Source organism: Methylobacterium sp. P3_A11 (genome assembly GCF_056403155.1).
The window spans coordinates 1-22070 of the sequence record NZ_JBFUGA010000076.1 but is presented as its reverse complement, the minus strand read 5'-3'; the positions used below and the strand labels follow the sequence as shown (position 1 = coordinate 22070).

Below are 22070 nucleotides of genomic sequence, written 5' to 3'. Positions count from 1 at the left end.
ACGCCACACGGAAGGGCTTCGCGCTGCGCCGAGGAATGGCGGTTCCACCATCGCACCCCGTGACAACCCCGTGACATCTCTTCACGCTTGACCCTTGCCAAATCCGCGCGGCGGTCTGTAATGATGTGGACCCCTCTCCGGTCCCGCCGGTCGCCGCAACGGCCCGCGGACGTGGCCGAATTCCTCGCGAAAACGGTCGCGGTGTCGCGGCGGGCCGTTTCGGTCCGCCTGGCGGTGACGGGTGTCGCCCGTGATCGGGCAGGTGTCGCACGACGCGGCGGAGCTTCTCCGCCGCACCCCAGAATTCACGGCCGGTCCCCCGCCGGTCGAGATTGTTTCGCGAGGTCGGGACCACGATGGACGGACGCACGGCCCAGCAGAGCGCTGCGCGTGCCCCGGAGGCGCAAGAGGTGCGTCACGCCGGTCCGTCCCTCCTCCCGGCCATATTCAACCCCAGGCGCCCCTGGCGCCGAACGGCGGTTGACGGCAATTTCCCCTCGAACCCATCCGCCTCGGCGACGAGGCCGGCTCCCCGCCCGACAGGTTTGACGTCGGGCGAGGCGCCGCCGGGACCACGGGCACGGAGAACGACGTCGGCCGCCATGCCGAGAGTCCGACATGGCCAACAAAATGCTGATCGACGCGATGCACCCGGAGGAGACCCGGGTCGTCACGGTCCAGGGGTCTAGGGTCGAGGAGTTCGACTTCGAGGCCGCCAACCGGCGCCAGCTGCGCGGCAATATCTATCTCGCCAAGGTCACCCGGGTGGAGCCGTCGCTCCAGGCGGCCTTCGTCGAGTATGGCGGCAACCGCCACGGCTTCCTGGCCTTCAACGAGATCCACCCCGACTACTACCAGATCCCCCTGGCCGACCGGCAGGCGCTCCTCGAGGAGGAGGCCCGCGACGCGGAGGAGCACCGCGAGCGCGAAGAGCGCCGTCGCCGCTCGCCCCGCCGCTCCCGCGGCCGCCGGGCCGAGGCCCGCGCCCGTGACACCGACGAGACGGTGAGCGTCGAGGACGCGCACGAGGCCGCCCTGGCGGGCGATCAGTCCGAGATCCCCGCCGAGGCCGGGATCGCCCCCGCCGGCATGCCCGACGCCCTGGCCGACAACCCCGAGGCCGTGCAGGAGGCTCTCGCCTCCGAGATTGAGGCCGGTGACATCGCCGCGGCGCAGAACGAGCCGCTGCCGGCCGCCGACGCCGACGACGAGGCCGGCAGCCTTCCTTCGGCCGAGGCGCAGTCCGAGGCTGCCGCCGAGCCCGAGGTCCGGATCGCCGTGGCGGAGGCTCTGACCGTCGCCGAAGCGCCGGCGGAGAGCGTAGCCGACACCGAGGATGAGTCCGCGCCGGCCGTCGTCAACGACGACGACCCCGACGAGGATGCGGAAGACGAGGCGGACGAGGAGTCCGACGACGACGAGGATGAGGACGAGTCGGAGGACGACGAGGACGAGTCCGACGAGGATGAGGATTCCGACGAGGATTCCGACGATCCCGACGCCGAGCCCCGGATCGCCCAGGTCGGCGGCAACGGCGACGCGCTTGCCGAGATCCCGGAGCGCCCTCGCCACTACCGCCGCCAGTACAAGATCCAGGAGGTGATCAAGCGCCGCCAGATCATCCTGGTGCAGGTGGTCAAGGAGGAGCGCGGCACGAAGGGTGCGGCGCTGACCACCTACCTGTCGCTCGCCGGCCGCTACTCGGTGCTGATGCCCAACACCGGCCGCGGCGGCGGCATCTCGCGGAAGATCACCTCGGCGGCCGATCGCAAGCGCCTCAAGGAGGTCGTGCAGGACCTGGAGGTGCCCGAGGGGATGGGCGTGATCCTGCGCACCGCCGGCGCGTCGCGTTCCAAGCCGGAGATCGCCCGCGACTTCGAATACCTGATGCGCCTCTGGGAGTCGGTCCGCGAGCTGACCCTGACCTCGATGGCGCCCGCGCTGGTCTACGAGGAAGGCTCGCTGATCAAGCGGGCGATCCGCGACCTCTACAACAAGGATCTGGACGAGGTTCTGGTCGCCGGCGATGACGCCTACCGCGAGGCCAAGGACTTCATGCGGATGCTGATGCCCGGCCAGTCCAAGGTCGTGAAGCCCTACCGCGACCCGACGCCGATCTTCGCCCGCTTCGGGGTCGAGCAGCAGCTCGACGCGATGTTCTCCAGCCACGTCTCCCTGAAGTCCGGCGGCTACCTCGTGATCAACCCGACCGAGGCCCTGGTCTCGATCGACGTGAACTCGGGCCGCGCCACCCGCGAGCACGACATCGAGGACACCGCCCTCAAGACGAACCTGGAGGCGGCCGAGGAGGTCGCCCGCCAGCTGCGCCTGCGCGACCTCGCGGGCCTGATCGTCATCGACTTCATCGACATGGAGGAGAAGCGCAACAACCGCGCCGTCGAGAAGAAGCTCAACGAGTGCCTGAAGAACGACCGCGCCCGCATCCAGGTGGGCCGGATCTCGCCCTTCGGCCTGATGGAGATGAGCCGTCAGCGCATCCGCACCGGCGTCCTTGAATCCTCCTCGATCCCCTGTGCCCATTGCGGCGGCTCGGGCTTCGTGCGCGCCACCGCCTCGGTGGCCCTGCACATCCTGCGCTCCATCGAGGAGGCGCTGCTGAAGTCGGCCTCCCACAACCTCGTCCTGCGCACCCGCACCGAGGTCGCCCTCTACATCCTCAACCAGAAGCGCGGGCACCTGCGAGAGCTGGAGGTGCGCTTCGGGGTGACCATCACGATCGCGGCCGACGAGCGACTGGCCGCAACGGCGGCGTTCCAGCTGGACCGCGGCGAGCCGGCACAGCGGGCCGAGGGACCGGTGACGGGCGTGCGCGCCCAGGCGATCTCGCCGACCACGGAGTTCGAGGACGAGGACGAGGAAGCCGACGAGGCCGAGGCCGAGGCCGAGGCGGATGCCGAGGGTGAGCCCGAGGAGGGCCGCGCCGAGACCCGCGAGGACGGATCGCGCGACGAGGGCGATGGCCGCCGCCGCCGCCGGCGCCGCCGCCGGCGCGGGGGTCGCCAGGAGGGCCGTACCGACGAGGAGCGCGGCGAGGACGAGCCCCAGGACGGCGCACGCTCGGAGGAGGATGCCCAGGACGAGGCGTGGGACGGCGAGGAGCCGGCCGGGGCCGAGGCCGCCCCGGTAGAGATCGTCGCGGCGGAGGCCAACGAGGCCGACGAGACCGTGGCGGGCTCCGACGAGGCGTCCCGGGCGGACGACGAGGGCGGACGCCGCCGTCGCCGCGGACGACGTGGCGGGCGCGGGCGCAGCGAAGGCCGCACCCGCGACTCCGCCGACAGGGACGATGCCCCGGAAGCGGTGGGCGACGTGGTCGCGCTGTCGGCCGAGGAGCCGGTAAGCGCGCAGGCGGTCGCCGAGGCGGTGGAGGCGGCCCCGGCAACAGGCAGCGCCGAGACGGCGGTGGACCTGCCGGTGGCCCCGGCGGAGACTGCCGCGCCGGTCGAGGAGCGCGCAGCCGCGCCGGATTGGACCGCATCGCCGGAGGAGGCGCCCGCCCCCGCAGAGCCGAAACCCGAGCCCGTGGCGGTCGTGCTCACGCCGCCTGCCGATCCGGATCGGCCCAAGCGCGCCGGCTGGTGGTCCCGCACCAAGGCGGCTCTCACCGGCGAATGAAGCATTGCGCCCCCTGATAGAACTCTATCAGGGGGCGCAACTTCCCACCGAAGGCGCCCTGCGCAGCGGCGATGCGCTGCAACGCTTGCGAAGAGACTTCAGTATCCTTCACCATTGGTTGAAGATTATGTGTGACCATGCATTCCGATTAGAATGTCGGAGAGGCCCGCATGTTCAGTTTGCGCCGGCAGCGTCAGATTCCTGTCGCGCCAGCAACCCCCGTGACGACGACGGCTCCGGTCGAAGCGTCAGCGGTCGCGCCGGCCGATACGGCCGGGCATTCCGCGCCTGAGGCGGTCTTCGACCGCGAGTGGCTGTCCCTTCTGGCGCGCCTGTCCGCCTCTGCCTCCGATGCCGGCACCTCGATCGGCTGGATGACCCACGACGCCTCCGGAACCGCCGAGCAGGCCCGCCTGATTGCGGCCGCCAGCGAGGAACTGGCCGCGACGACGGGCGAGATCGCCGCCCGTTCCTCCTCGGCGGCCGAGACCGCCGAGACGGCCCGGTCGGGCATCGTGACCTGCGTCGGTGACCTGCATCGGGCCACCGACGGCATGCGCGGGATCGAGGAAGGCACGGAGGAGATCGGCAGCCGGCTCGACAGCTTCTCGACCGCAGCCCTGCGGATCGAGGAGATGGCCGGCACCATCGCGGCGATCTCGGCACAGACCAACCTGCTGGCGCTCAATGCCACCATCGAGGCGGCCCGGGCCGGAGAGGCCGGCCGCGGCTTCGCGGTGGTCGCCGCCGAGGTGAAGACCCTGTCGGCGCAGACCGCGAAGGCGACCGATGAGATCCGGGCGCGGGTCAGCGGCCTTCGCGAGGAGATGGCGGCGATGCAGGCCGCGGTGACGCGCAGCCGCGCCGCCGTCGAGGCCGGCGCCGCCGCGATGGTGCGGGCCAATGCCCGCGTCGAGGCGGAGAGCGGTGCCGTGGCGAATGTCGCCGCGCAGATGCGCGAGGCCTCCGAGATCCTCGGTCAGCAGATGCAGGCCACTGGCGACATCGCCCAGAATGTCGGCCGCATCGCGGAAGGGACCGACAAGGCGCGCCGGGAAATCGGTGACGCCCTGGCGCAGCTTGGACGCATCGAGGATCTCGGGCGGACCCTACTCGACCGTCAGACCGCCGCCACGGCGGAACAGCGCGTGATCCGTCTCTCGGCCGACTGCGCCGCGTGGCGCCGCGCCATCGCGGCGACCCTGGTCGGCATGCGCTCGACCGACACGCCGCCCGAGGGGGTCCCCGCCGACGCGACACGACCGGCCGCCATCGAGGTGCCACTGGCCCAGGCCCGTGAGCAGGGCGCCGCCCTGGTCCGCCACGTGCGCAGCCAAGCCTGGGACCAGGCCACCACGGCGTTCGTCGCGTTCGAGGCGGCCGTCAAGGAAGCCCGGGCGGCGATCGAAGCCTGAGGATCCGCCGCCTCGCCGGGCCGCCTCAAGGCGTGACGAGGCGGTCCAGGCGCATGCGGGTGATCCGGGCAACCTCGTCCAGCGCGGCCGCCTCCTCGACCGCCGGATCCCGGCCGAGCCGGGTCTCGAAGATCGATAGGATCTCGGCCCGCCCCCGGCCGCGCACCGCGATGATGAAGGGGAAGCCGAAGCGCGCCCGATAGGCGGCGTTCAGGCGATCGAAGGCCTCCGCATCGTCCGCGGTCATGCGGTCGAGGCCGGCGCTCCCCTGCTCGCTCGCCGAATCCGCCGTGAGGCTGCGGGCGCGTGCTTCCGGCCCGGCGAGATCCGGATGGCCGTTGAGGAACGCATGGCGAGTCTCGACGGGGGCGGCGCGCAGGGCCGCCATCATCGCCGCGTGCAGGTCCGCGATCCCGGCGAAGGGCCGCCGGGGCCAGGCGGCCCGCGCCACCCAGGGCGCGTGCTCGAAGACGGATCCGAGGAGCGCCTCGAAGGCCGGCGCCTCCAAGCGATTGAGAGCGGCGAGATCGGTCACGGACTCAGCCGATCCGACGGCATGCGCGGCCCCAGGACCGGCGGAAGGCCGCCGACGGCGGGCGCCGGGTCAACGCGGCCGACGGGGCGCGGGGCGTGGGGTCAGAGGGCTTCAAAGGCTGGCTCCTGTCGCAGGGTGTGGCGCGCCGCGCGCGGCAGGCGCGATCTCTCCGCCCGAAGGTCCCCCACGACGCGCGGCGGCGCAAGGCCGGGCCGGGGATCGGACCGGTACTCGTGACGGCGATCGGAGCCTGCCTCATGCAGGTCCCGCCGCGCCTCGCCCTCCCCTCGAGCGGCCCGCATCCCGGCGCGCGACCGGCGGCAACCGAAGGCGTCGACCCCGGTTGTCTTCGCAGACAGCCCGGCACGGCCGAGGCTCACAGCGAACTGGAGCGGGCGCAGCATGTCCACCGAGGCCAGAGGCAAGACGCATATCGATATCTACGATCGCGCCATCCGCGAGGAGTGGGCGCAGCGCTTCGGCGTCAGCGAGGCGCGGCTTCGCAAGGCGGTGACCATGGTGGGGAGCCGGATCACCAGCGTGGCCGCCTATCTCGACAAGCCGGCCTCCTGAGGGCGTCGTCGTGGACGTCCCCCCCGATTTCCGACCGTCCCCTGAACCTCCGGCGACGGCGCCACAGTCGCACGCCTCCGAGCCCGCCTGCGGGTCGAACGATACCGTCCCCCGGCCTCCCGCCCGATCGGCGGATGCCATCACGTTCGAGGAGATCCGGGAACGCGCCTACGAGCTGTGGGAACGCAACCACCGACCAGAGGGATTCGAGATCGAGTTCTGGCTTCTAGCCGAGCGGGAATTGCGCAAGGAACGGGATCGCCGGAAGGCGGTCGCGGCACCGACGCTGCCGAACGGCGGGACGCGGGTGTCGTAAGGCAGCATCCGCAGCGGTGCCCCCGGACCTCCCACGTAAAGGCCCGACAGAGGGGCAGAGCCCCCTCCGACCCACGTCCTCAACCGAGGATGCGGGTCGGAGACGGTGCGGCGAACGGCGACTTCGAAAGCAGGCCGAGCGCTTCGCTCCGATCTCGGAGCGCGCCGGTTTCACAGGAAGCCGATCAGGACCACCGGGTCATCCGCGTGCATCGGTCCGCGATTCCTCCCCCGTCGCCTCGCAGGCGAACGGGGAAGGTGGCGCCTCGACGCCGCGCCAGCGCGCGTAAGCCCAGGGCCGGTACCACGCCGCTCCCGCGGGAATACACTCCGGGACAAGGTCGATGCCGTGGGTGCCGAGGGGTCCACAGCGGCAGATCCGGGCCAGTCCCATCCAGCCGCCCGGCCAGAGCCCGTGCCGGGCGATGGCCGTGTCGGTGTATTCGGAGCAGCTCGGCCAGTGGCGGCACTGACGGCCGATCAGGCCCGACAGGGTCAGCTGGTAGAGGCGGATCGCCCCATGGGCGGCACGCCGGACCATGCCCTCAGGCGGCCTGCCGCTTGGCGGCGATCTGGTCGAGGGCGTCCACCACCGCGTCGAAGGTCAGGAGTGTCGAGGCGTGGCGCGCCTTGAAGTCCCGCACCGGTTCCAGCACCGCGAGGTCCGCCCAGGTCCCGTCGGGCGCCGGGCCGTTCTCCTTGAGCATGGCCCGCATGGTCTCGCGGACGCCGCGCAGCTCCTCCGCGCTGGCACCGACGACGTGCCGGCCCATCAGGGACGACGAGGCCTGACCGAGGGCGCAGGCCCGGACCTCGTGTGCGAAATCGGCGACCCGGCCGTCATCGCCCAGCACGAGGTCGACCGTCACGGTGGAGCCGCACAGGCGGGAATGGGCGGTGGCGCTCGCATCCGCGTTCTCCAGCCGGCCGAGCCGGGGGATGTCGGCGGCGAGTTCCAGGATACGGCGGTTGTAGATGTCGTCGAGCATCGGGTCCTCGGCTCGGAGGCACAAATCCCATCGGGACGCATCGCGCATTGCGCGTTGCCCCGCGAACGATGATATAGGCCCCCTGCGGCCACTTCGCGAGGAGGCGGGCCGTCGACCAGGGTCGCGCCCACGGCCACGGTGGTTCCCACGGCTGCAGCCATCCCGGGGCGCCGGCTTGAATCCCTTTCGAGCTCGGGATCTTCCCTCGAACGCCCGACGCGATCCGACGATGTATGCCAAGCCCGACAGCACCCCGATGAAGTCCCGCATCGCGCGGGCCGGAGATGCCATGGATGCCGCGCTCAAATCCCTGTCCTATCAGAGCGACGGCCAGGGTTTCGACCGGAAGGCGATCGACGGGCAAGGGCTGAACGGCATGCGCAGTGACATCCGGCCCGTGGATGACGGCCGTCCCGTGGAGATCGCACCGGAGCCGTCCTCCGCCACCCGCGTCCCGGACGGGATCGAGACCGGCCGCCCGAGCCGCGCGGAGGCCGAGGCCGCCGTGCGCACGCTCCTGCGCTGGGCCGGCGACGATCCGACCCGCGAGGGCCTGCTCGACACCCCGGCCCGGGTCACCAAGGCCTACGAGCAGCTGTTCGGCGGCTACGGGATCGATGCTGAGAAGCTGTTGGAGCGCGTCTTCGAGGAGGTCGAGGGCTACTCGGACATCGTGCTGGTGCGCGACATCCCGTTCCACTCGCATTGCGAGCACCACATGGTGCCGTTCATGGGCCTCGCCCACATCGCCTATTACCCGACCCAGGGCGTGGTCGGCCTGTCGAAGCTCGCCCGCGTGGTCGACACCTTCGCCCGCCGCCTGCAGACGCAGGAGACGATGACCGCCCAGATCGCCGACGTGATCGAGAGCATCCTCAAGCCCCGCGGCGTCGCCGTGATGGTGGAGGCCGAGCATCTCTGCATGGCGATGCGCGGCGTCCAGAAGGCCGGCGTCTCCACCATCACCAGCCAGTTCCGCGGCGTCTTCAAGGACAATGCCAACGAGCAGGTCCGCTTCCTGACCCTGGCGCGCGGCGGCGCCAAGTAGTCTACTGCACGCCCAGAGTCGGGGACCCGTCCGCCACGCCATGACCGCGCGCGACATCGCTTTCGATCCCCCCGGCCCCCGCGCCGAGGTCGAGGAGGGCGCGGCCTTCACGCCCCGCTTCGACCGCGACGGGCTCGTCGCCTGCATCGCCGTGGACGCGCGGGACGGGCAGGTCCTGATGCTCGCCCACATGAACGCCGAGTCGCTGGCGCGCACCCTCGAGACCGGCGAGGCCTGGTACTGGTCGCGCTCGCGCCAGGAACTCTGGCACAAGGGCGCGACCAGCGGCCAGATCCAGCGCATCGTCGAGATGCGGGTCGATTGCGACCAGGACGCGCTGCTGATCCGCGTCGATGTCGGCGGCGATGGCGGCTGCTGCCACACCGGCCGCCGGGACTGCTTCTATCGCAGCGTCGTCCGGGAGGCGGACGGCCAGGTCGCCCTGAAGGCCGCCGGGACATGAGCCCGACCCTTGCCACGCGCTGGCAAGAGTGTCCCGCCGTCTCCCATTTCCTGCCCGGCACCGTGGAGCCGGTCCGGCCGCCGCCCAGCGCCGGCCCGCGGGTCGGCCTCGCGCTTGGCGGCGGCTCGGCCCGGGGCTGGGCGCATATCGGGGTCATCCGTGCCTTGGAGGAAGGCGGCATCCATCCCACCGTGGTGGCGGGCTGCTCCATCGGCGCGGTGGTCGGCGCCTGCTACGCGGCGGGGCGCCTCGACCGGCTCGAAGCCTTCGCCCGGGCGCTGACCCGGCGCCGGGTGGTCGGGCTCATCGACCCGCGGCTGCCAGGCTCCGGCCTGATCGCCGGCAACCGCCTGCGCCAGCGGCTCGCCGCGGATCTCGGTGCGCGCCGCATCGAGACCCTGCCGATCCGCTTCGGCTGCGTCGCCACCGAGTACGGCACGGGCGACGAGGTCAGCCTCACCGAGGGGCCGGCGGTGGACGCGGTGCGCGCCTCCTACGCGATCCCCGGCCTGTTCCCGCCCGTCGCCCACGCGGGCCGCGTGCTGATGGACGGGACCCTGGTCAACCCGGTGCCGGTGGCGCTCGCCCGGTCGCTCGGCGCCGACCTGGTCATCTGCGTGAACCTCAACGGCGACACCGGCGGCCCGGTCGTGCGCGAGGCGCCGCATCCGGCCCCGCGCCGGGGCTTCCTGCAGCTGGTCCGCGGGCGCCTGCCTGGCTTCGAGCGCGCGGAGCCTGAGATCGCCGTGCCGGGCATCGCCCGGGTGGTGCTCGACGCCTTCAACACCACCCAGGACCGGATCTCGCGGGCGCGGCTGGAGCGCGACCCGCCGGACGTGGCCATCGGCCCGGATCTCGGCGCCTTCGGGCTGTTCGATTTCCACCGCGCCGCGGAGGGCATCGCCCTCGGGCACCGGGCCGCCCGGGCCGCCCTGCCCCGGATCCACGCCGTGCTGGAAGGGGCCGCGGCGCGGGCATGAGGTTGCCGGGACGGGATCCGGCGGCCCCGCCCGTCATCCGGCTGTCGCGCCCACCTGCCATGGCCCCCGGCACGCTGGAGGGCTTCCAATGTCTACGAGTCGCCGTCAGATCCTTCTGTCCGGAGGCGCGGGCCTCGTCGGTCTCGCCTCCGGCCTCGGACGGCCCGGCCTGAGCCGTGCCGCCGACCGGCCGATCCTGACCCACGGCCTCCAGTCGGGCGATGTCGGCACCGACTCGGCGGTGGTCTGGGCACGCTCCGACCGGCCCGCCCGGGCGATCATCGAGTGGGCGACCACCGAGAGCTTTTCCGACATCCGCGGCGGCGTCTTCGCCCATGCCCTGCCGGAGACCGACGGCACCGTGAAGGTGGCGCTGACCGGGCTTCCGGCCGGGCAGGACGTGTTCTACCGTGTCCGCCTCGCGGACGTCGCCGCGCCGACGATCGTCGGGCCGGCTCAGGTCGGGCGGTTCCGCACCGCGCCGGCGGACCGGCGCTCGGTGTCATTCTGCTGGTCGGGCGACACGGCGGGCCAGGGCTGGGGCATCGATGAGGCCCGCGGCGGCATGACGATCTATTCCGCCATCCTGAAGAACCGGCCGGACTTCTTCATCCATTCCGGCGACACGATCTACGCCGACGGGCCGATCCAGTCCGAGGTGACGCTCCCCGACGGCAGCCTATGGCGCAACCGGGTCACCGAGGAGGTGGCCAAGCCCGCCGAGACGCTCGCGGAGTTCCGGGGCCGCCACAAATACAATCTCACCGACCGGAACGTGCTGGCGATGAACGCCGCCGTGCCGATCCTCGCGCAGTGGGACGACCACGAGGTCACCAACAACTGGTGGCCGGGCGAGCCCCTCACCCGAGCCGAGCACCTCAAGAAGAAGTACACGGACCCGAACGTCCTGGCCCTGCAGCTGCGGGCGGCGAAGGCGTTCCACGAATACATGCCGATGCGCTTCGAGCCGGCCGAGCCCGGCCGGGTCTACCGCAAGATCGGCTACGGCCCGCTGGTCGACGTGTTCATGCTCGACATGCGCTCCTACCGGGGGCCGAACGGCGAGAACCGGCAGGCGGCCTACGGGCCGGACGCCTACTTCCTCGGGCCGCAGCAGATCGCGTGGCTGAAGCGGGCGCTGCTCGAATCCCGCGCCACCTGGAAGGTGATCGCCGCCGACATGCCCCTCGGCCTCGTGGTGACCTACGACGTCGACCGCAACTTCGGCTCGGAGGCGGTGGCGCAGGGCGACGGGCCGCCCCTCGGGCGCGAACTGGAGATCGCCGACCTGCTGCGCTTCATCAAGAGCGCGGGGGTCCGCAACACGGTCTGGCTGACGGCCGACGTGCACTACACGGCCGCCCATTACTACGACCCCGACAAGGCGCAGTTCCAGGATTTCGACCCGTTCTGGGAGTTCGTCTCTGGTCCGCTGCACGCGGGCACGTTCGGGCCGAACGCCCTCGACAACACGTTCGGGCCGCATTTGCGCTTCGTGAAGGCGCCCGACAAGGGGCAGGTGAACCTGTCGCCGGCGGCGGGCTACCAGTTCTTCGGGCACGTGGCGGTGGACGGCGCCACCGAGCAGATGACCGTGACCCTCAAGGACGCGGCCGACGCCGACCTCTGGCACGTCACGCTCGATCCCGTGAAGGCCTGAGGGCGGACAAACCTCCCTCCTCTCCCCCTGGTGGCTGCGGGCGATGCAGGTTTGGGGCGCACCGTTGATGTAGGGGCGCAACAGGCCCCCTCTCCCGAGCGGGAGAGGGTTGGGGTGAGGGAGGAGAAGTCTCCAGATGGAGCACGGTGCTGATGCGCCGACAAGGCGCGCCTCGTTCTGAAAGTTCTCGTCCCTCACCCTGTCCCGCTCCCGCACGGGAGAGGGGACCCGCGCCACTTCAGGCTGGCGGATGGGCCTGCTGAGACCTCAGACCTGCATAGCCCAGCTCGTAGCCCTCGTGGGGAGGGAGAGCCGCAGCCCGCCGCTACGCCATCGTGATGTAGTCGCGCAGGGCCTGGTGCTCGGCCTCGACGGTGGCGATCTTGCGCGCCACCACGTCGCCGATGGAGACGAGACCGATCAGCCGTCCGTCCTCGCAGACCGGCACGTGGCGGAAGCGGCCCTCGGTCATCAGCGTCATGACCTCCTCGATCGTCGTGCTCCGCCCGCAGGTGGTGACGTTCCCGGTCATGTGGGCGGAGACCGGCGCGTCGAAGGCCGAGCCCCCATGGCCGGCCAGCGCCCGCATGATGTCCCGCTCGGAGATGATGCCGGCCACCGACCCGTCGTCATGGGCCACCACCAGGGCGCCGATCCGCTTGTCGGCGAGGATCTGGATCACCTCCTCGAGGGTCTTCTGGGGGCTCACGGTGACGACGGAGCTGCCCTTCTCGGCGAGGATGCGTGCGACGTTCATGGCTCTCTCCCTTGTGACGCGTCCGATGCGCCGCCAGCCCACGGCGCCCGTGCTGCGCTGCCGTCCGGGTAGGCCCCGGCTCCTTCACATTGTGGCGAGTGTGTGACCGATCCGTCCGATTGGCAAGGTGCTCAGTGCCGGCGCGGCTCCCGCGGATCGACGAGGGGAAACAGCAGGAATCCCGCAATGAAGCCGCCCAGATGCGCGTCCCAGGCGATCGCGGCGTTCTCGCCAACCAGCGGCATGCTGACGAGGCCGAAGAGCAGGTTGGTCAGGAGCCAGATCACCAGGAACGAGACCGCCGTCCGGTTGCGCAGCAATTCGGGGATCGTCTCGGCGGGTCGGTGCGGCGGCACCTGCCAGGCCGGAACGCCGTAACCGGAGACCGGCGGCTGAAACACGAAGCGGGCGGCCGCCGCCATCAGGGCCGAGATCCCCGCGGAGGCGCCGACCAGCGGCCCCGCGCTCAGGGGATCGATCAGGATGTGGAGCAGGCCGCCGGCCGCCGTGCCGGCCAGGGCGAGCAYGGTCCAGCGCAGGGCGCCGCAACGGCGCGCCACCGGCGCCCCGAAGGCCGCGAGCCAGACGCTGTTGAAGATCACGTGCATCCACGAGCCGTGCAGCAGCGCGTAGGTGACGAGTGTCCAGGGCTGGAGCGCGTGCTCGCCGACGATGTAGCGGGCGAAAGCCTCGCGGGCCGCCTCCAGGCTCGGATCGCCCGTGTCGGCAGCCGCGCGGATCACCTCGGAGGCCCGGCCGGGATCGAACCAGACGGTCCAGCGTGCCGGGACCAGGGCGAGATCGAGGACGAGGCGGATGTCCCAGGTGTCCGGCAGCAGGAACTCGCGGACCGCCTGGATCGCCAGCAGCAACCCGATCACGAGGGTGACAACACCCGGCATGTTGAAGACGGGCACGCGGCTCTGCCGCGGGAATTCGGGGGAGGCATCCATCGCGCCACCATGTCGGGGCGCGGGGCGGCGGGGCAAGCCCCGGCGACGTATTGAAGCTCGCGAAGATCCGACGGTGTCGCCGGTCTTCCGAAGGCCTGAATACACCGCCGTGACCGCTCATTCGCGACGACCGTCGGCCTGCTGCGGGCGGCCCGGCGATTGTCTCGCCGGCAGCGACGCGGTACGCCCCGGCGGCGAATCGCCTCCCGGAGCGGCGATGGGCGGGGCGCTCACGGCCGGCACGGCCCGTGCGCTCAGACGCGGTGAGCGCCCGGATCGGCCGGCCACACCCGTGTGGATGTGCCGGAATGATCCGGGGATGAACCACAGGCGTTGAGAATCGGGACACCGATGAAGCATCCCACCAGCCGCATGCTCCATGCCTACTGGGAGCGCCTGCGCGGAGAACGGGCCGCGCCGGAGCGCGCCGAGATCGAGCCGGGGGAAATCCGGCACCTTCTCGCCGACAGTCTGATCCTGGAACTCGACATGCCCGCGCGCTCCGCGACCATCCGGCTCGCGGGTACGCGGGTCTGCGCCCTGTACGGCCGGGAACTGAAGGGCGAGCCCTTCGCCCGACTGTGGGGCTCGCAGGCGCCGGACCCCTGGCGGATCGTGGAGATCGTCGCCAGCGACACCCTGGGGGTCGTGGCAGGCCTGCGGGGCCTCAACGCCGCCGGCGAGGCGGCGGACCTCGAACTCCTGCTCCTGCCCCTGCGCCATCGCGGCCGAACGCAGGTCCGCGCCCTCGGGACCCTGAGCCTCGACGGCGCGCCGCACTGGCTCGGCCTGCGCCCCCTCGTGCAGGCCGAGACCGCCTCCCTGCGGATCCTCCCCAGCCGCCGGCCAGAGGCGATGCCGCCCGCCCGCGCCGCCGTGCGCACGAGCGCCGGCTATCCCGGGCCGGTGCGCCACGGCCACCTCCTGGTCCACGCCGGCGGTCGCGTTTGAACACTGTATTCGTACGGGATCATGACGGTCCTGCCGATCGAAGGGCCGCCGGCGCCCGAAAAAGTCTTCGGTGCGCAAGTCAATCACGCCCGGCGCAGCTGAACCCGATAGTGAATGCTTCTACAGGGTCGATACAGGCTGAAGCAGGAAAAAAGGGTTTCGTAACAGTCCCAGGCTAGTCTGCACCGGCCCTCATCCTGGCGTAGGACTAATCTCGGAATGATCGCGGTCGAGGCAGCCGCCGGAATGGATCGACATGGGGCGCTCGAGCCGGCACGCGGTGCGGCCGACCAGCGGCGCCACCAGCGCGTGCGGGTCGCCGTGCTCGGCCGATTCATGCTGGCCGACCGGCGGGAATTTCCCTGTCAGACGGTGGACATGTCGCCGGGCGGCGTGCGGCTGACCTGCGCGGTGCAGGGCGAGATCGGCGAGCGCGTGGTGCTCTACCTCGAGCATATCGGCCGGATCGAGGGCGTGATCGCCCGTACCTGCGCGGACGGTTTCGCGGTCCAGCTCAACGCCACGCCGCGCAAGCGCGACAAACTCTCTTCCCAGCTCACCTGGCTCGCCAACCGCGAGATGCTGGGCCTGCCGGAGGGCCGCTCGCACGAGCGCCTCGTGCCGACCAATACGGCGGTGACCTTGCGCCTCGAGAGCGGCCGCGAGATCAAGGCGCGCCTCATCGACATCTCGATGTCGGGCGTCGCGATCTCCTGCCTTGTGCCGGTGCCGCTCGGTGCCGCCGTCACGGTGGGCAGCACGCCGGGGCGGCTGGTTCGCTACTTCGAGGGCGGCTTCGGCGTGCAGTTCCTGCTGCCGCTCTCCCCCGACCGCTTCCATGCCGGGATGACGCTGTAGGGCATCGTGCATGCGGCCCTTGGTCGATCAGACCTTCCTGGCGAGCTGTGCGGCGACGTCCTGCGCCGGCCGGTTCAGGTCGAGGGCGCCGAGAAAGCGGTTCTGGGCGTCCATGATGTAGACCAGCGCGGTGTGCTCCATCGTATAGTCGCCGTCCTTGCCGGGAACCTTGCGGGCGAAGGCGCGGTACGCCTTCTCGGCCGCGGTGACCTGATCGGGGCTGCCGGTGAGGCCGGTGATGCGCGGGTCGAAGCTCGACAGATAGGTCTTCAGGCTCGCCGGATCGTCGCGCTCGGGATCGACGGTGATGAATGCGACCCGCAGCGCCTTGCCCTTCGGTCCGAGGGCGACCAGCACGTCCGAGATCTGCTGCAGGGTGGTCGGGCACACGTCCGGGCAGTGGGTGAAGCCGAAGAACACAAGGTGCGTCGCGCCGGCGAAGTCCCGCTCGGTGACGGTGCGCCCGTCCTGATCCACCAGGGTGAACGGGCCGCCGACTCCGGGCACGCCGACCGGCGCCTTCTCGGGCAGGAACGCGAACACCGCCGCCCCGGTGAGGCCGAGGAGACCGAGGCAGAAGGCGAGGAGCGGGATCAGGGCGCGGCGCATGGACGGGTTTCCGACCTCCGGAGGGGCCGGCACAGCACACAACGACGCGCGGAGGCAAGCCGGCGTGGTGCCGCCGGCAAACCGGGGTCGCGCCGGCGCGGGCCGCTACGGCTTCTGCGCCGGCTCCCCGGCGGGGCTGGCCGGAGCGGCGCCCTTGGGCGGCTCCTTGCCGAGATAGACGTATTCCGGCGCGGCGCGGAGCTGGTCCTTGGTCGTGTCGATGCGCGCCTGAAGGGTCTTGTCGTCGGTGCGGTCGAGCTTGAGAACGGACGGATCGACCGCGACGTATTTCGAGCCGATCCCCAGGAACCCGCCGACCCCGATGATCCAGGCCTTCACGGCACCCTTCTGGTCGAGGACGAAGTCGGCGATCTGCCCGATCGTCTCGTTGGCGCCGTTGACGACGCTCGAGCCGATCAGCTTGCTGGCCACCATGTCGTCGGGGGCCTGGGCCACGAAGGTCGGCCGCAGGCTGTCGGCCATGGTGGCGGGCGCGGCGGGGACCGGGGTCGCTGCGCCGCCGCCGTCCGGCTTGGTGCCGTCCGTCTGCGCCGAGGCGGTGGCGAGGCCGGCCAGCAGGAGGGCCGAGGCGAGGAGCGGGAGGCGCATCGGAGCAGGTCTTTCGGACGGGGCCGCGAACGAGGGTGGCGCCGCCTCAAGGTTCCGGCGGGGCTTAAGTTCCGTGCCGTCTCACCGGGCGACGCGGCGGCGCGGCGGTTTGCGGGCTGAGCGTCGGCCCCGAGGCCTTTGACGGCGCGGCGCCCGGCCCCCACAAGGCCCGGGCCATGCTGCATCTCGCCCTCTACCAGCCCGACATCCCCCAGAACACCGGCACGATGCTGCGCATGGCGGCCTGCCTGGGTCTGGCGGTGGAGATCGTGGAGCCGGCGGGCTTCGATGTCTCGGACCGGCACCTGCGCCGCTCCGGCCTCGACTATCTCGACCACGTGGCGATTACCCGGCACCGCGCCTTCGCGGCCTTCGAGGGGTGGCGGGCGGAGGCCGGGATCCGGCTCGTCCTCGCCACGACGGCCGGCGCCCTGCCCTACACGGACTTCGCCTTCCGCCCGGGCGATTGCCTGATGGTCGGGCGCGAATCCGCCGGCGTGCCGGAGGCGGTGCATGCGGCGGCGGACGCCCGGATCGTGGTGCCGATCCGTCCGGGCCTGCGCTCCCTCAACGTCGCGGTGGCGGCCGCGATGATCGTCGGCGAGGCCCTGCGGCAGGTAGGCGGGCCGTCGCGGCCGGGGATTTAGATTCCGAACGCGGCCAGCTTGGCCGCTCGACCGACGGGTTTCGACTCAGAAACGACGTTGGCCGTGGCTTGCCCGAGGCTCCAAAGCAGGCGTGCGTCGCGCTGCGGTCTCTGCGGCTGACTGCGCGTGCTTCCATAGCAGGCCGCTCGAAGCGCGCGTAAAGCTAAAAAAGACGAGGGAGGTCCTCCATGAACGATCAGGAGATCAAACACGCTCTCGACCGGCATTGGGCCGCCTCTGACGCTGATGATTTCGAGGAAGAGCACCGGATCTATCGCGACGACGCCGTGCTTGAATATCCTCAATCCGGCGAGCGCATCAGTGGGCGCCGTAACATCCAGGCGTCTCGTACGGCGCAACCCAACAAGAAACGTTTTGCCGTGCGACGGATCGTCGGCTCTGGAGATCTGTGGGTGACGGAGTACGTGCTCATGTATGACGGCAAGCCGTCCTACACGGTGAGCATCATGGAGTTTCGTGACGGGAAAGTCGTTCGGGAAACGCAATATTTCGGCGATCCATTCGCCCCGGGAGAGTCACGTTCGCAGTGGGTTGAGCGAATGGTCTGACTTCGAGCCTCGGGCGGGCAGCGGGAACCGCCGAGAAGCGAAGGTCCGCTTTCCGGATCCGGCGGGCGACAGCAGACGAGCAGATATCCACCCTGTCCCAACCTTCGCACGGCCAAGCTGAGCGGGTGCACACGCTCGGACGCTGACAGCCCTGTCGCCGAGCGCACCTGCGCGCGCAGCCTCATGCGCCCGTGGCGCCACGCCGGAGGCCGCACCGCCGCCTTCCGCGCGCGAGCCGGACCGCGGCAATGGATCCCGTCTCGAGGGTTTGGTCAGAGAGGGATCACACCCGATCAGACCCGAGAGACGCGCCGCATGGACGACACCGCCTTCAAGCCCTCCCGGCGCCACGCGGATCTCGGGCCTGCCTTCTTCGATCCGGTCACCCCGGCCCGCTTCCCGCAGACGATCCTGCGCTACCGCAATCAGGCCTGGGCGGGGCGGGGCGGCCTCGGCGGCCTTTCGGCGGCGGCCGCGGCTTCCTGTTCGCGCAGCTGCATGACCGCATGGACGGGCGCCTCCTCGACCTCGGCACACCTGGAGGACGTGGTCGCCCGGATCGCCCCGATGGGCGCGCAATGTGCGGCGGCCGTCTTCGTCCACGGCCTGCTCCACAGCGACAACATCAATGTCACCGGCGAGAGCTTCGATTACGGCCCTTGACGCTTCCTGGAGCATATCGACCCGGACTTCACGGCGGCCTATTTCGACGAGACCGGGCTCTACAGCTTCGGCCGCCAGCCGGAGGCCCTGTCCTGGGACCTCGCCCGGCTCGCCGACTGCCTGCTGACGCTGGCGCTCGCGCCTCGGATCCGCCCTCTCGGGCTTCGGCCCGGCCCTGCAGGCGGCGTTCGCCGAGGCCCTGTTCCGCCGGCTGGGCCTCGCCGCGGCGCCGCAGCCGGAGACCGAGCGGCTAATCTCGGCGGTTCTTCGCCGAGACGCGGGCACCCTTCGAGCGGTTCTCCCTCGACTGGTACGGGGGCCTCGCCAGCGCCAGGCGGGCGGAGGCGGGACCGGCCGCCGCGCCGTACAGGTCCGAGGTCTTCGCGCCGGTTCGGGCCGCGCTGGAGCCCCTCGCGCCTCCCCCGGGCGCGCGGCTCGACCATCCTTACTTCGCGGAGGCGCCCTGCATGCTCCTGATCGACGAGGTGGAGGCGTTGTGGGCGCCGATCGCCGCGGCGGATGACGGATCCCTGTTCGAGACCAAGCTCGCAGGGGTCGCCCGGATGGCCGAGGCCTGCGGGATGTCGCCCGCCTCGGCCAGAGCGGCCTCTTCCTCGGCGAGCCGCCGACGCTCCTCGGCATAGCCCCCCGCGATGGCGAGGTCGACCAGGCGCCGGGTCAGCCGGAAGGCCAGCCAGAACAGGGCGAGGCAGAGAAGCGTCGCGGCGGCGGCCTTGAGCGGGTCCACGGGATTCTCCGTTGGTGTCTCCTGATGCGTGAGGCCACATAGGGCCGCGGGCGGTTGCGAGGCAATCGGACTCGGTTCCAAGACAGACGTCCGGTCCTTCCTCGAAGCCCGGGGATGACCGGCTCTCTCCGAATCCGCACCGTCCCGGAGGCCGACCGGCGTGCCGGGATCATTCCGCCCCAGGATTGGAAGTTCGCCAGCGCGGAGTTCCGTTCGGCGAGTGTCGCGGATCTGGACCGTGTACCCCTTCACAACCTCTCGGGCCGACCCGCAGGGTACGTTCAGACTGGGACAAGATCACTTTCTCGTGTTTAACGCGAGAGGCGATCTGAGATACGGGCCAGAATGACTCGAGCCACAATTAATACTGATAAATACAAAATAATATAGCTGCGCTGAATCTTTTGCCAAAATCAAATTTTATATCCCCTCAATATGATCTTTATATAAATTATTTTGCGATCATCGACCGCACGAAAATTAAATCTTATGGACAATCAACCTATAGAAATGTATTATCTCTTCGGCTCCCGCTCTGAAACACGAATGAAACCGTTTTTCTCGACCGATGAAGTCCATTCCAAGATTGCGTTCCGACGTTGGGGGGAAATGGTCTGCGAACGCTTGGCACCCGCCGCGTTGCAGATCGATGACGCCGGCCACTTCCGGGGCAAGCTTGAGGTCACCAGTATCGGCGCCGTACCGATCTCGCACCTCGCCTACACAGACCTGCGGACGGAAGCGACAGCCGACATGGTCCGGCGGAGCCGTCGGGACAATAAAGTCTATGCCATCCTGAGGCTTTCCGGGAACGCTACCTATCAGCAGTGCGACCAGGAGGCGAAGACCCGGCCCGGTGATCTCGTCGTCCTCAATGCGCGTCCGACCGTCTGCATGATGGACAAGAACAGTTCGCTGTTGCTGGATCTGCCGCGTGAGCGCCTGGAAAACGTTCTGGGTCCGTCCAGGCTGTTCAGCGCTCTCACAATTAGCGCGGATCTCGCCTCCACGAAGCTGACAAGTACCTATTTCCGAGAGCTTGTCCGGGTGGGTGACCAGCTCACCCCCGAGGCAGCCGCGCGCATGGCGTCGATCGGGATCGACCTGATCGTGGCGAGCCTTGCGGAGCGGCTCGCGCAGGAGGTGCCGCGCTCCACCCACGGTGCCGTCACGGTTCAACGCGCCAAAGCTTATATCGAGGCAAACCTGAATGATCAGACCCTCGACCCGCCACGGCTCGCCGCCGCAGTCGGCGTGTCGCTGCGCCGCCTTCAGGAACTGTTCCACGAGCACGGCCGGCACATCTCCGACTACATCTGAGAGCGCCGCCTGGTGGTCGCGGCCAAGCGCCTGACCGATCCCGCTTGCGCCCACCTGTCGATCGGCATGCTGGCCTACGGAACCGGCTTCGCCAGCCAGGCCCACTTCGCCCGCCGCTTCAAGGAGCGCCACGGCCTGACGCCAACGGAGTTCCGGCTGGCGTCCCGGCAGAACGCGCCCGATGCGCGGCCCCGGGGGCGACCGGCGCCGATTCAGGGGCTGGGTTGACCGCAAGGGCGTCGGCGCGTCCCTGGGTCGCCTTCCGAAACGTCTGCAGACCGTGTTGATCGAGGGCGGCCGGCGACCGCGGCGCCGGAAGTCGGATCGTGCTATGGCGCCCGCGGCCGGACCACGCGGTCCGGCGCCCGGATGCCCCTCGATCAGGCGGATGCCCTTGCGCGAGACCTTCCACATCGAAGTCCTTGGACCGGAGCCGGACGAGATCCAGACGCGGATCTCCGTGCGGGTCGGCAGCCTGGAGAGTGCGCAGGAGCGGGCTCTGCGCCTGTTCGCCCGCGCGCGGGTGCCGCAACGCTCGGGCGAGCCGGCCGAGGCCGTCCGGGTGATCGACGGTGCCGGCCGCGAGGTGTTCTATCGCACGCGCTTCGACGCGGGGGATTGAGGCACGCGGACACCGCCGATGCGCACTGCCCTGATCCTGCCGGTCCTGCTGCTCGCGGCCTGTGCGCTGTTCCTGCGCAGCTACACGCTGCCGCCGGCCCCCGACCGCCGGGGTGGCACCACGCTGTTGCTGACCTGGCCGAACCGGCCGGCCTTCGGCAGCCCCCGGGCCGACTGCCTCGACGGGCCGCCGGACGGGCCGGTCCTGCCCTGCCTGATCGCCTCCGTCGCCCGGGCCCGCGACGACGGGTACACGCTGCTGCAGCTGCCGTTCTGCGCGACCTGCTACGCCCTGTCCGGGCGGATCGCCGTCATGGGCCGCGACGCGGCGGCGACGCGGGGGCGGCTGGAGCAGATCGCCCGCTTCGGATGGTGAGGCGCGCCCGGGCGACGCGCTCCCGGGCCCGCTCCAGGATCCGGGCGACCGGGAACAGGGGATCGCGCCCCGCCTCGACCAGGAGATGGGCGATCGGCCGGCGCTCCGTCCAGAAGGTGGTCCCGAGGGCGAAATCCGGCGGCGCGCAGGAATCGATCCGGTCGACCGGCCAGTCGCCTGCGGCCACCGCCTCGGTCAGCCGGTGGACGAGCTGGATGCCCGGCGCGGTCTCGGGCCGGGTCTCGTCGTTGGCGATCTTCAGGACCCAGGCCTCCCGGCCGGTCACCGGCAGGACCAGGGAGGCCAGGAGACGCTCCCCGCGGCACAGGCGGGCGATGCGCACGCCGTCCGCGGCGCCGAGATCGGCCAGGGCGGCGCGCAGGAAGGCGATCTCCGCCGGCCGCTGCGCCAGGCTCGTGCCGGCCTGACCCTTCCAGCCGGCGGCCTCCAGGTCGACGTGGGCGTCGAGGGCCGGGCCGAGGGATTCGGGCGCGGCGAGGATCTCGAAGGTCACGGGCCCCGCCGCCTCGAGGCGCGCGCGGGCGCGGCGCAGCTTGCGGCGGCGCTGACCGGAGAGGTGCCCGAGATAGGAGGCCCGCGCCTCCGGCCCGAGCCCGGTCAGGTCGAGCAGGCCGCGGTCGTGCGGCCAGTAGGCGGCGCGGCGCCCGCCATGCGCCGCGAGGCGCTCCGCCAGGGCACCGCCGGTCGGAGCGTTCGGCAGGAGGAGGCGCGGCGGCAGGCCGAGGGCGCCCGGCGCGGCGAGCAGCCCCGCCAG

24 protein-coding genes and 1 pseudogene are annotated in these 22070 nt (G+C 70.9%); 17 read left to right on the top strand and 8 right to left on the bottom strand.

Annotated features, from left to right (window positions below):
• Nucleotides 1-618: 618 nt before the first annotated feature.
• Both AC1DXK_RS21375 and AC1DXK_RS21370 read left to right on the top strand, forming a co-directional pair.
• On the top strand, nt 619-3636 hold the full coding sequence (locus tag AC1DXK_RS21375) for an Rne/Rng family ribonuclease (RefSeq protein WP_457107458.1): 3018 nt from the start codon (nt 619-621) through the stop codon (nt 3634-3636).
• A 221-nt stretch (nt 3637-3857) separates the two neighbouring features.
• A complete protein-coding gene (locus tag AC1DXK_RS21370) occupies nt 3858-5051 on the top strand; it encodes a methyl-accepting chemotaxis protein (RefSeq protein ID WP_457107457.1) in 1194 nt (397 codons plus the stop codon).
• A 25-nt stretch (nt 5052-5076) separates the two neighbouring features.
• Here the strand turns inward: AC1DXK_RS21370 and uraD are convergent, their stop codons facing one another.
• Complete coding sequence (gene uraD, locus AC1DXK_RS21365; RefSeq protein WP_457107456.1) at nt 5077-5586, bottom strand: 2-oxo-4-hydroxy-4-carboxy-5-ureidoimidazoline decarboxylase; 510 nt, start codon at nt 5584-5586, stop codon at nt 5077-5079.
• Between the two features lie 402 nt (nt 5587-5988).
• Between uraD and AC1DXK_RS21360 the strand changes: the two genes are divergently transcribed.
• On the top strand, nt 5989-6159 hold the full coding sequence (locus AC1DXK_RS21360; RefSeq protein WP_457107455.1) for a DUF3606 domain-containing protein: 171 nt from the start codon (nt 5989-5991) through the stop codon (nt 6157-6159).
• Between the two features lie 10 nt (nt 6160-6169).
• Nucleotides 6170-6475 (top strand): DUF2934 domain-containing protein, encoded by a 306-nt coding sequence (locus AC1DXK_RS21355; protein WP_457107454.1) that lies wholly within the window; start codon nt 6170-6172, stop codon nt 6473-6475.
• Nucleotides 6476-6673: 198 nt separating this feature from the next.
• On the opposite strand, the gene yidD is transcribed toward AC1DXK_RS21355, so the two are convergent.
• Both yidD and AC1DXK_RS21345 read right to left on the bottom strand, forming a co-directional pair.
• A complete protein-coding gene (gene yidD / locus AC1DXK_RS21350) occupies nt 6674-7015 on the bottom strand; it encodes a membrane protein insertion efficiency factor YidD (protein WP_457107453.1) in 342 nt (113 codons plus the stop codon).
• 4 nt (nt 7016-7019) lie between these two features.
• Nucleotides 7020-7463, bottom strand: a complete 444-nt coding sequence (locus tag AC1DXK_RS21345; protein WP_457107452.1) for an iron-sulfur cluster assembly scaffold protein — start codon at nt 7461-7463, stop codon at nt 7020-7022.
• Nucleotides 7464-7692: 229 nt separating this feature from the next.
• On the opposite strand from AC1DXK_RS21345, the gene folE reads away from it, so the two are divergent.
• The 4 genes from folE (at nt 7693) to AC1DXK_RS21325 (ending at nt 11614) form a co-directional block, all read left to right on the top strand.
• Nucleotides 7693-8511: a GTP cyclohydrolase I FolE gene (gene folE / locus AC1DXK_RS21340; RefSeq protein WP_457107451.1), complete on the top strand. Its 819-nt coding sequence runs from the start codon at nt 7693-7695 to the stop codon at nt 8509-8511.
• A gap of 40 nt (nt 8512-8551) precedes the next feature.
• Complete coding sequence (hisI, locus tag AC1DXK_RS21335) at nt 8552-8974, top strand: phosphoribosyl-AMP cyclohydrolase (RefSeq protein WP_457107450.1); 423 nt, start codon at nt 8552-8554, stop codon at nt 8972-8974.
• Nucleotides 8971-9954, top strand: coding sequence for a patatin-like phospholipase family protein (locus AC1DXK_RS21330; RefSeq protein WP_457107449.1), 984 nt, complete (start codon nt 8971-8973; stop codon nt 9952-9954). Before hisI ends, AC1DXK_RS21330 begins: the two co-directional genes overlap by 4 nt.
• 88 nt (nt 9955-10042) lie before the next feature.
• Entirely contained in the window at nt 10043-11614 is a 1572-nt protein-coding gene (locus AC1DXK_RS21325; RefSeq protein ID WP_477298988.1) for an alkaline phosphatase D family protein, read from the top strand.
• Between the two features lie 325 nt (nt 11615-11939).
• On the opposite strand, the gene AC1DXK_RS21320 is transcribed toward AC1DXK_RS21325, so the two are convergent.
• Nucleotides 11940-12371, bottom strand: coding sequence for a CBS domain-containing protein (locus AC1DXK_RS21320; protein WP_457107447.1), 432 nt, complete (start codon nt 12369-12371; stop codon nt 11940-11942).
• 131 nt (nt 12372-12502) lie between these two features.
• Entirely contained in the window at nt 12503-13324 is an 822-nt protein-coding gene (locus AC1DXK_RS21315) for a rhomboid family intramembrane serine protease (protein WP_477298986.1), read from the bottom strand.
• A 351-nt stretch (nt 13325-13675) separates the two neighbouring features.
• Here AC1DXK_RS21315 and AC1DXK_RS21310 point away from each other — a divergent pair, with 351 nt between their 5' ends.
• Both AC1DXK_RS21310 and AC1DXK_RS21305 read left to right on the top strand, forming a co-directional pair.
• Nucleotides 13676-14275 carry a PAS domain-containing protein gene (locus AC1DXK_RS21310; protein ID WP_457107445.1) on the top strand — a complete coding sequence of 200 codons (600 nt, stop codon included), beginning with the start codon at nt 13676-13678 and terminating at the stop codon, nt 14273-14275.
• A 219-nt stretch (nt 14276-14494) separates the two neighbouring features.
• The gene (locus AC1DXK_RS21305; RefSeq protein ID WP_457107444.1) at nt 14495-15133 is read left to right on the top strand and encodes a PilZ domain-containing protein; all 639 of its coding nucleotides are present in this window, start codon (nt 14495-14497) and stop codon (nt 15131-15133) included.
• A gap of 27 nt (nt 15134-15160) precedes the next feature.
• Here the strand turns inward: AC1DXK_RS21305 and AC1DXK_RS21300 are convergent, their stop codons facing one another.
• Nucleotides 15161-15742 (bottom strand): SCO family protein, encoded by a 582-nt coding sequence (locus tag AC1DXK_RS21300; protein ID WP_457107443.1) that lies wholly within the window; start codon nt 15740-15742, stop codon nt 15161-15163.
• A gap of 105 nt (nt 15743-15847) precedes the next feature.
• Nucleotides 15848-16351 carry a PRC-barrel domain-containing protein gene (locus AC1DXK_RS21295; protein WP_457107442.1) on the bottom strand — a complete coding sequence of 168 codons (504 nt, stop codon included), beginning with the start codon at nt 16349-16351 and terminating at the stop codon, nt 15848-15850.
• A 176-nt stretch (nt 16352-16527) separates the two neighbouring features.
• On the opposite strand from AC1DXK_RS21295, the gene AC1DXK_RS21290 reads away from it, so the two are divergent.
• The 7 genes and pseudogenes from AC1DXK_RS21290 (at nt 16528) to AC1DXK_RS21260 (ending at nt 21295) form a co-directional block, all read left to right on the top strand.
• Nucleotides 16528-16998: a tRNA (cytidine(34)-2'-O)-methyltransferase gene (locus AC1DXK_RS21290; RefSeq protein WP_457107441.1), complete on the top strand. Its 471-nt coding sequence runs from the start codon at nt 16528-16530 to the stop codon at nt 16996-16998.
• A 188-nt stretch (nt 16999-17186) separates the two neighbouring features.
• A complete protein-coding gene (locus AC1DXK_RS21285; protein ID WP_457107440.1) occupies nt 17187-17567 on the top strand; it encodes a nuclear transport factor 2 family protein in 381 nt (126 codons plus the stop codon).
• 315 nt (nt 17568-17882) lie between these two features.
• Nucleotides 17883-18874, top strand: a pseudogene (locus tag AC1DXK_RS21280) (protein adenylyltransferase SelO family protein).
• A 614-nt stretch (nt 18875-19488) separates the two neighbouring features.
• The gene (locus AC1DXK_RS21275) at nt 19489-20298 is read left to right on the top strand and encodes an AraC-like ligand-binding domain-containing protein (protein WP_477298982.1); all 810 of its coding nucleotides are present in this window, start codon (nt 19489-19491) and stop codon (nt 20296-20298) included.
• A 12-nt stretch (nt 20299-20310) separates the two neighbouring features.
• Nucleotides 20311-20526, top strand: coding sequence for a helix-turn-helix domain-containing protein (locus AC1DXK_RS21270; protein WP_457107438.1), 216 nt, complete (start codon nt 20311-20313; stop codon nt 20524-20526).
• 166 nt (nt 20527-20692) lie between these two features.
• Entirely contained in the window at nt 20693-20920 is a 228-nt protein-coding gene (locus AC1DXK_RS21265; RefSeq protein WP_020091174.1) for a hypothetical protein, read from the top strand.
• Nucleotides 20921-20938: 18 nt separating this feature from the next.
• A complete protein-coding gene (locus AC1DXK_RS21260) occupies nt 20939-21295 on the top strand; it encodes a hypothetical protein (protein ID WP_457107437.1) in 357 nt (118 codons plus the stop codon).
• Here the strand turns inward: AC1DXK_RS21260 and AC1DXK_RS21255 are convergent.
• A partial coding sequence (locus AC1DXK_RS21255; RefSeq protein WP_477298980.1) for a GNAT family N-acetyltransferase occupies nt 21231-22070 on the bottom strand: 840 nt, incomplete at its 5' end. The two genes, AC1DXK_RS21260 and AC1DXK_RS21255, sit on opposite strands and share 65 nt — an antisense overlap.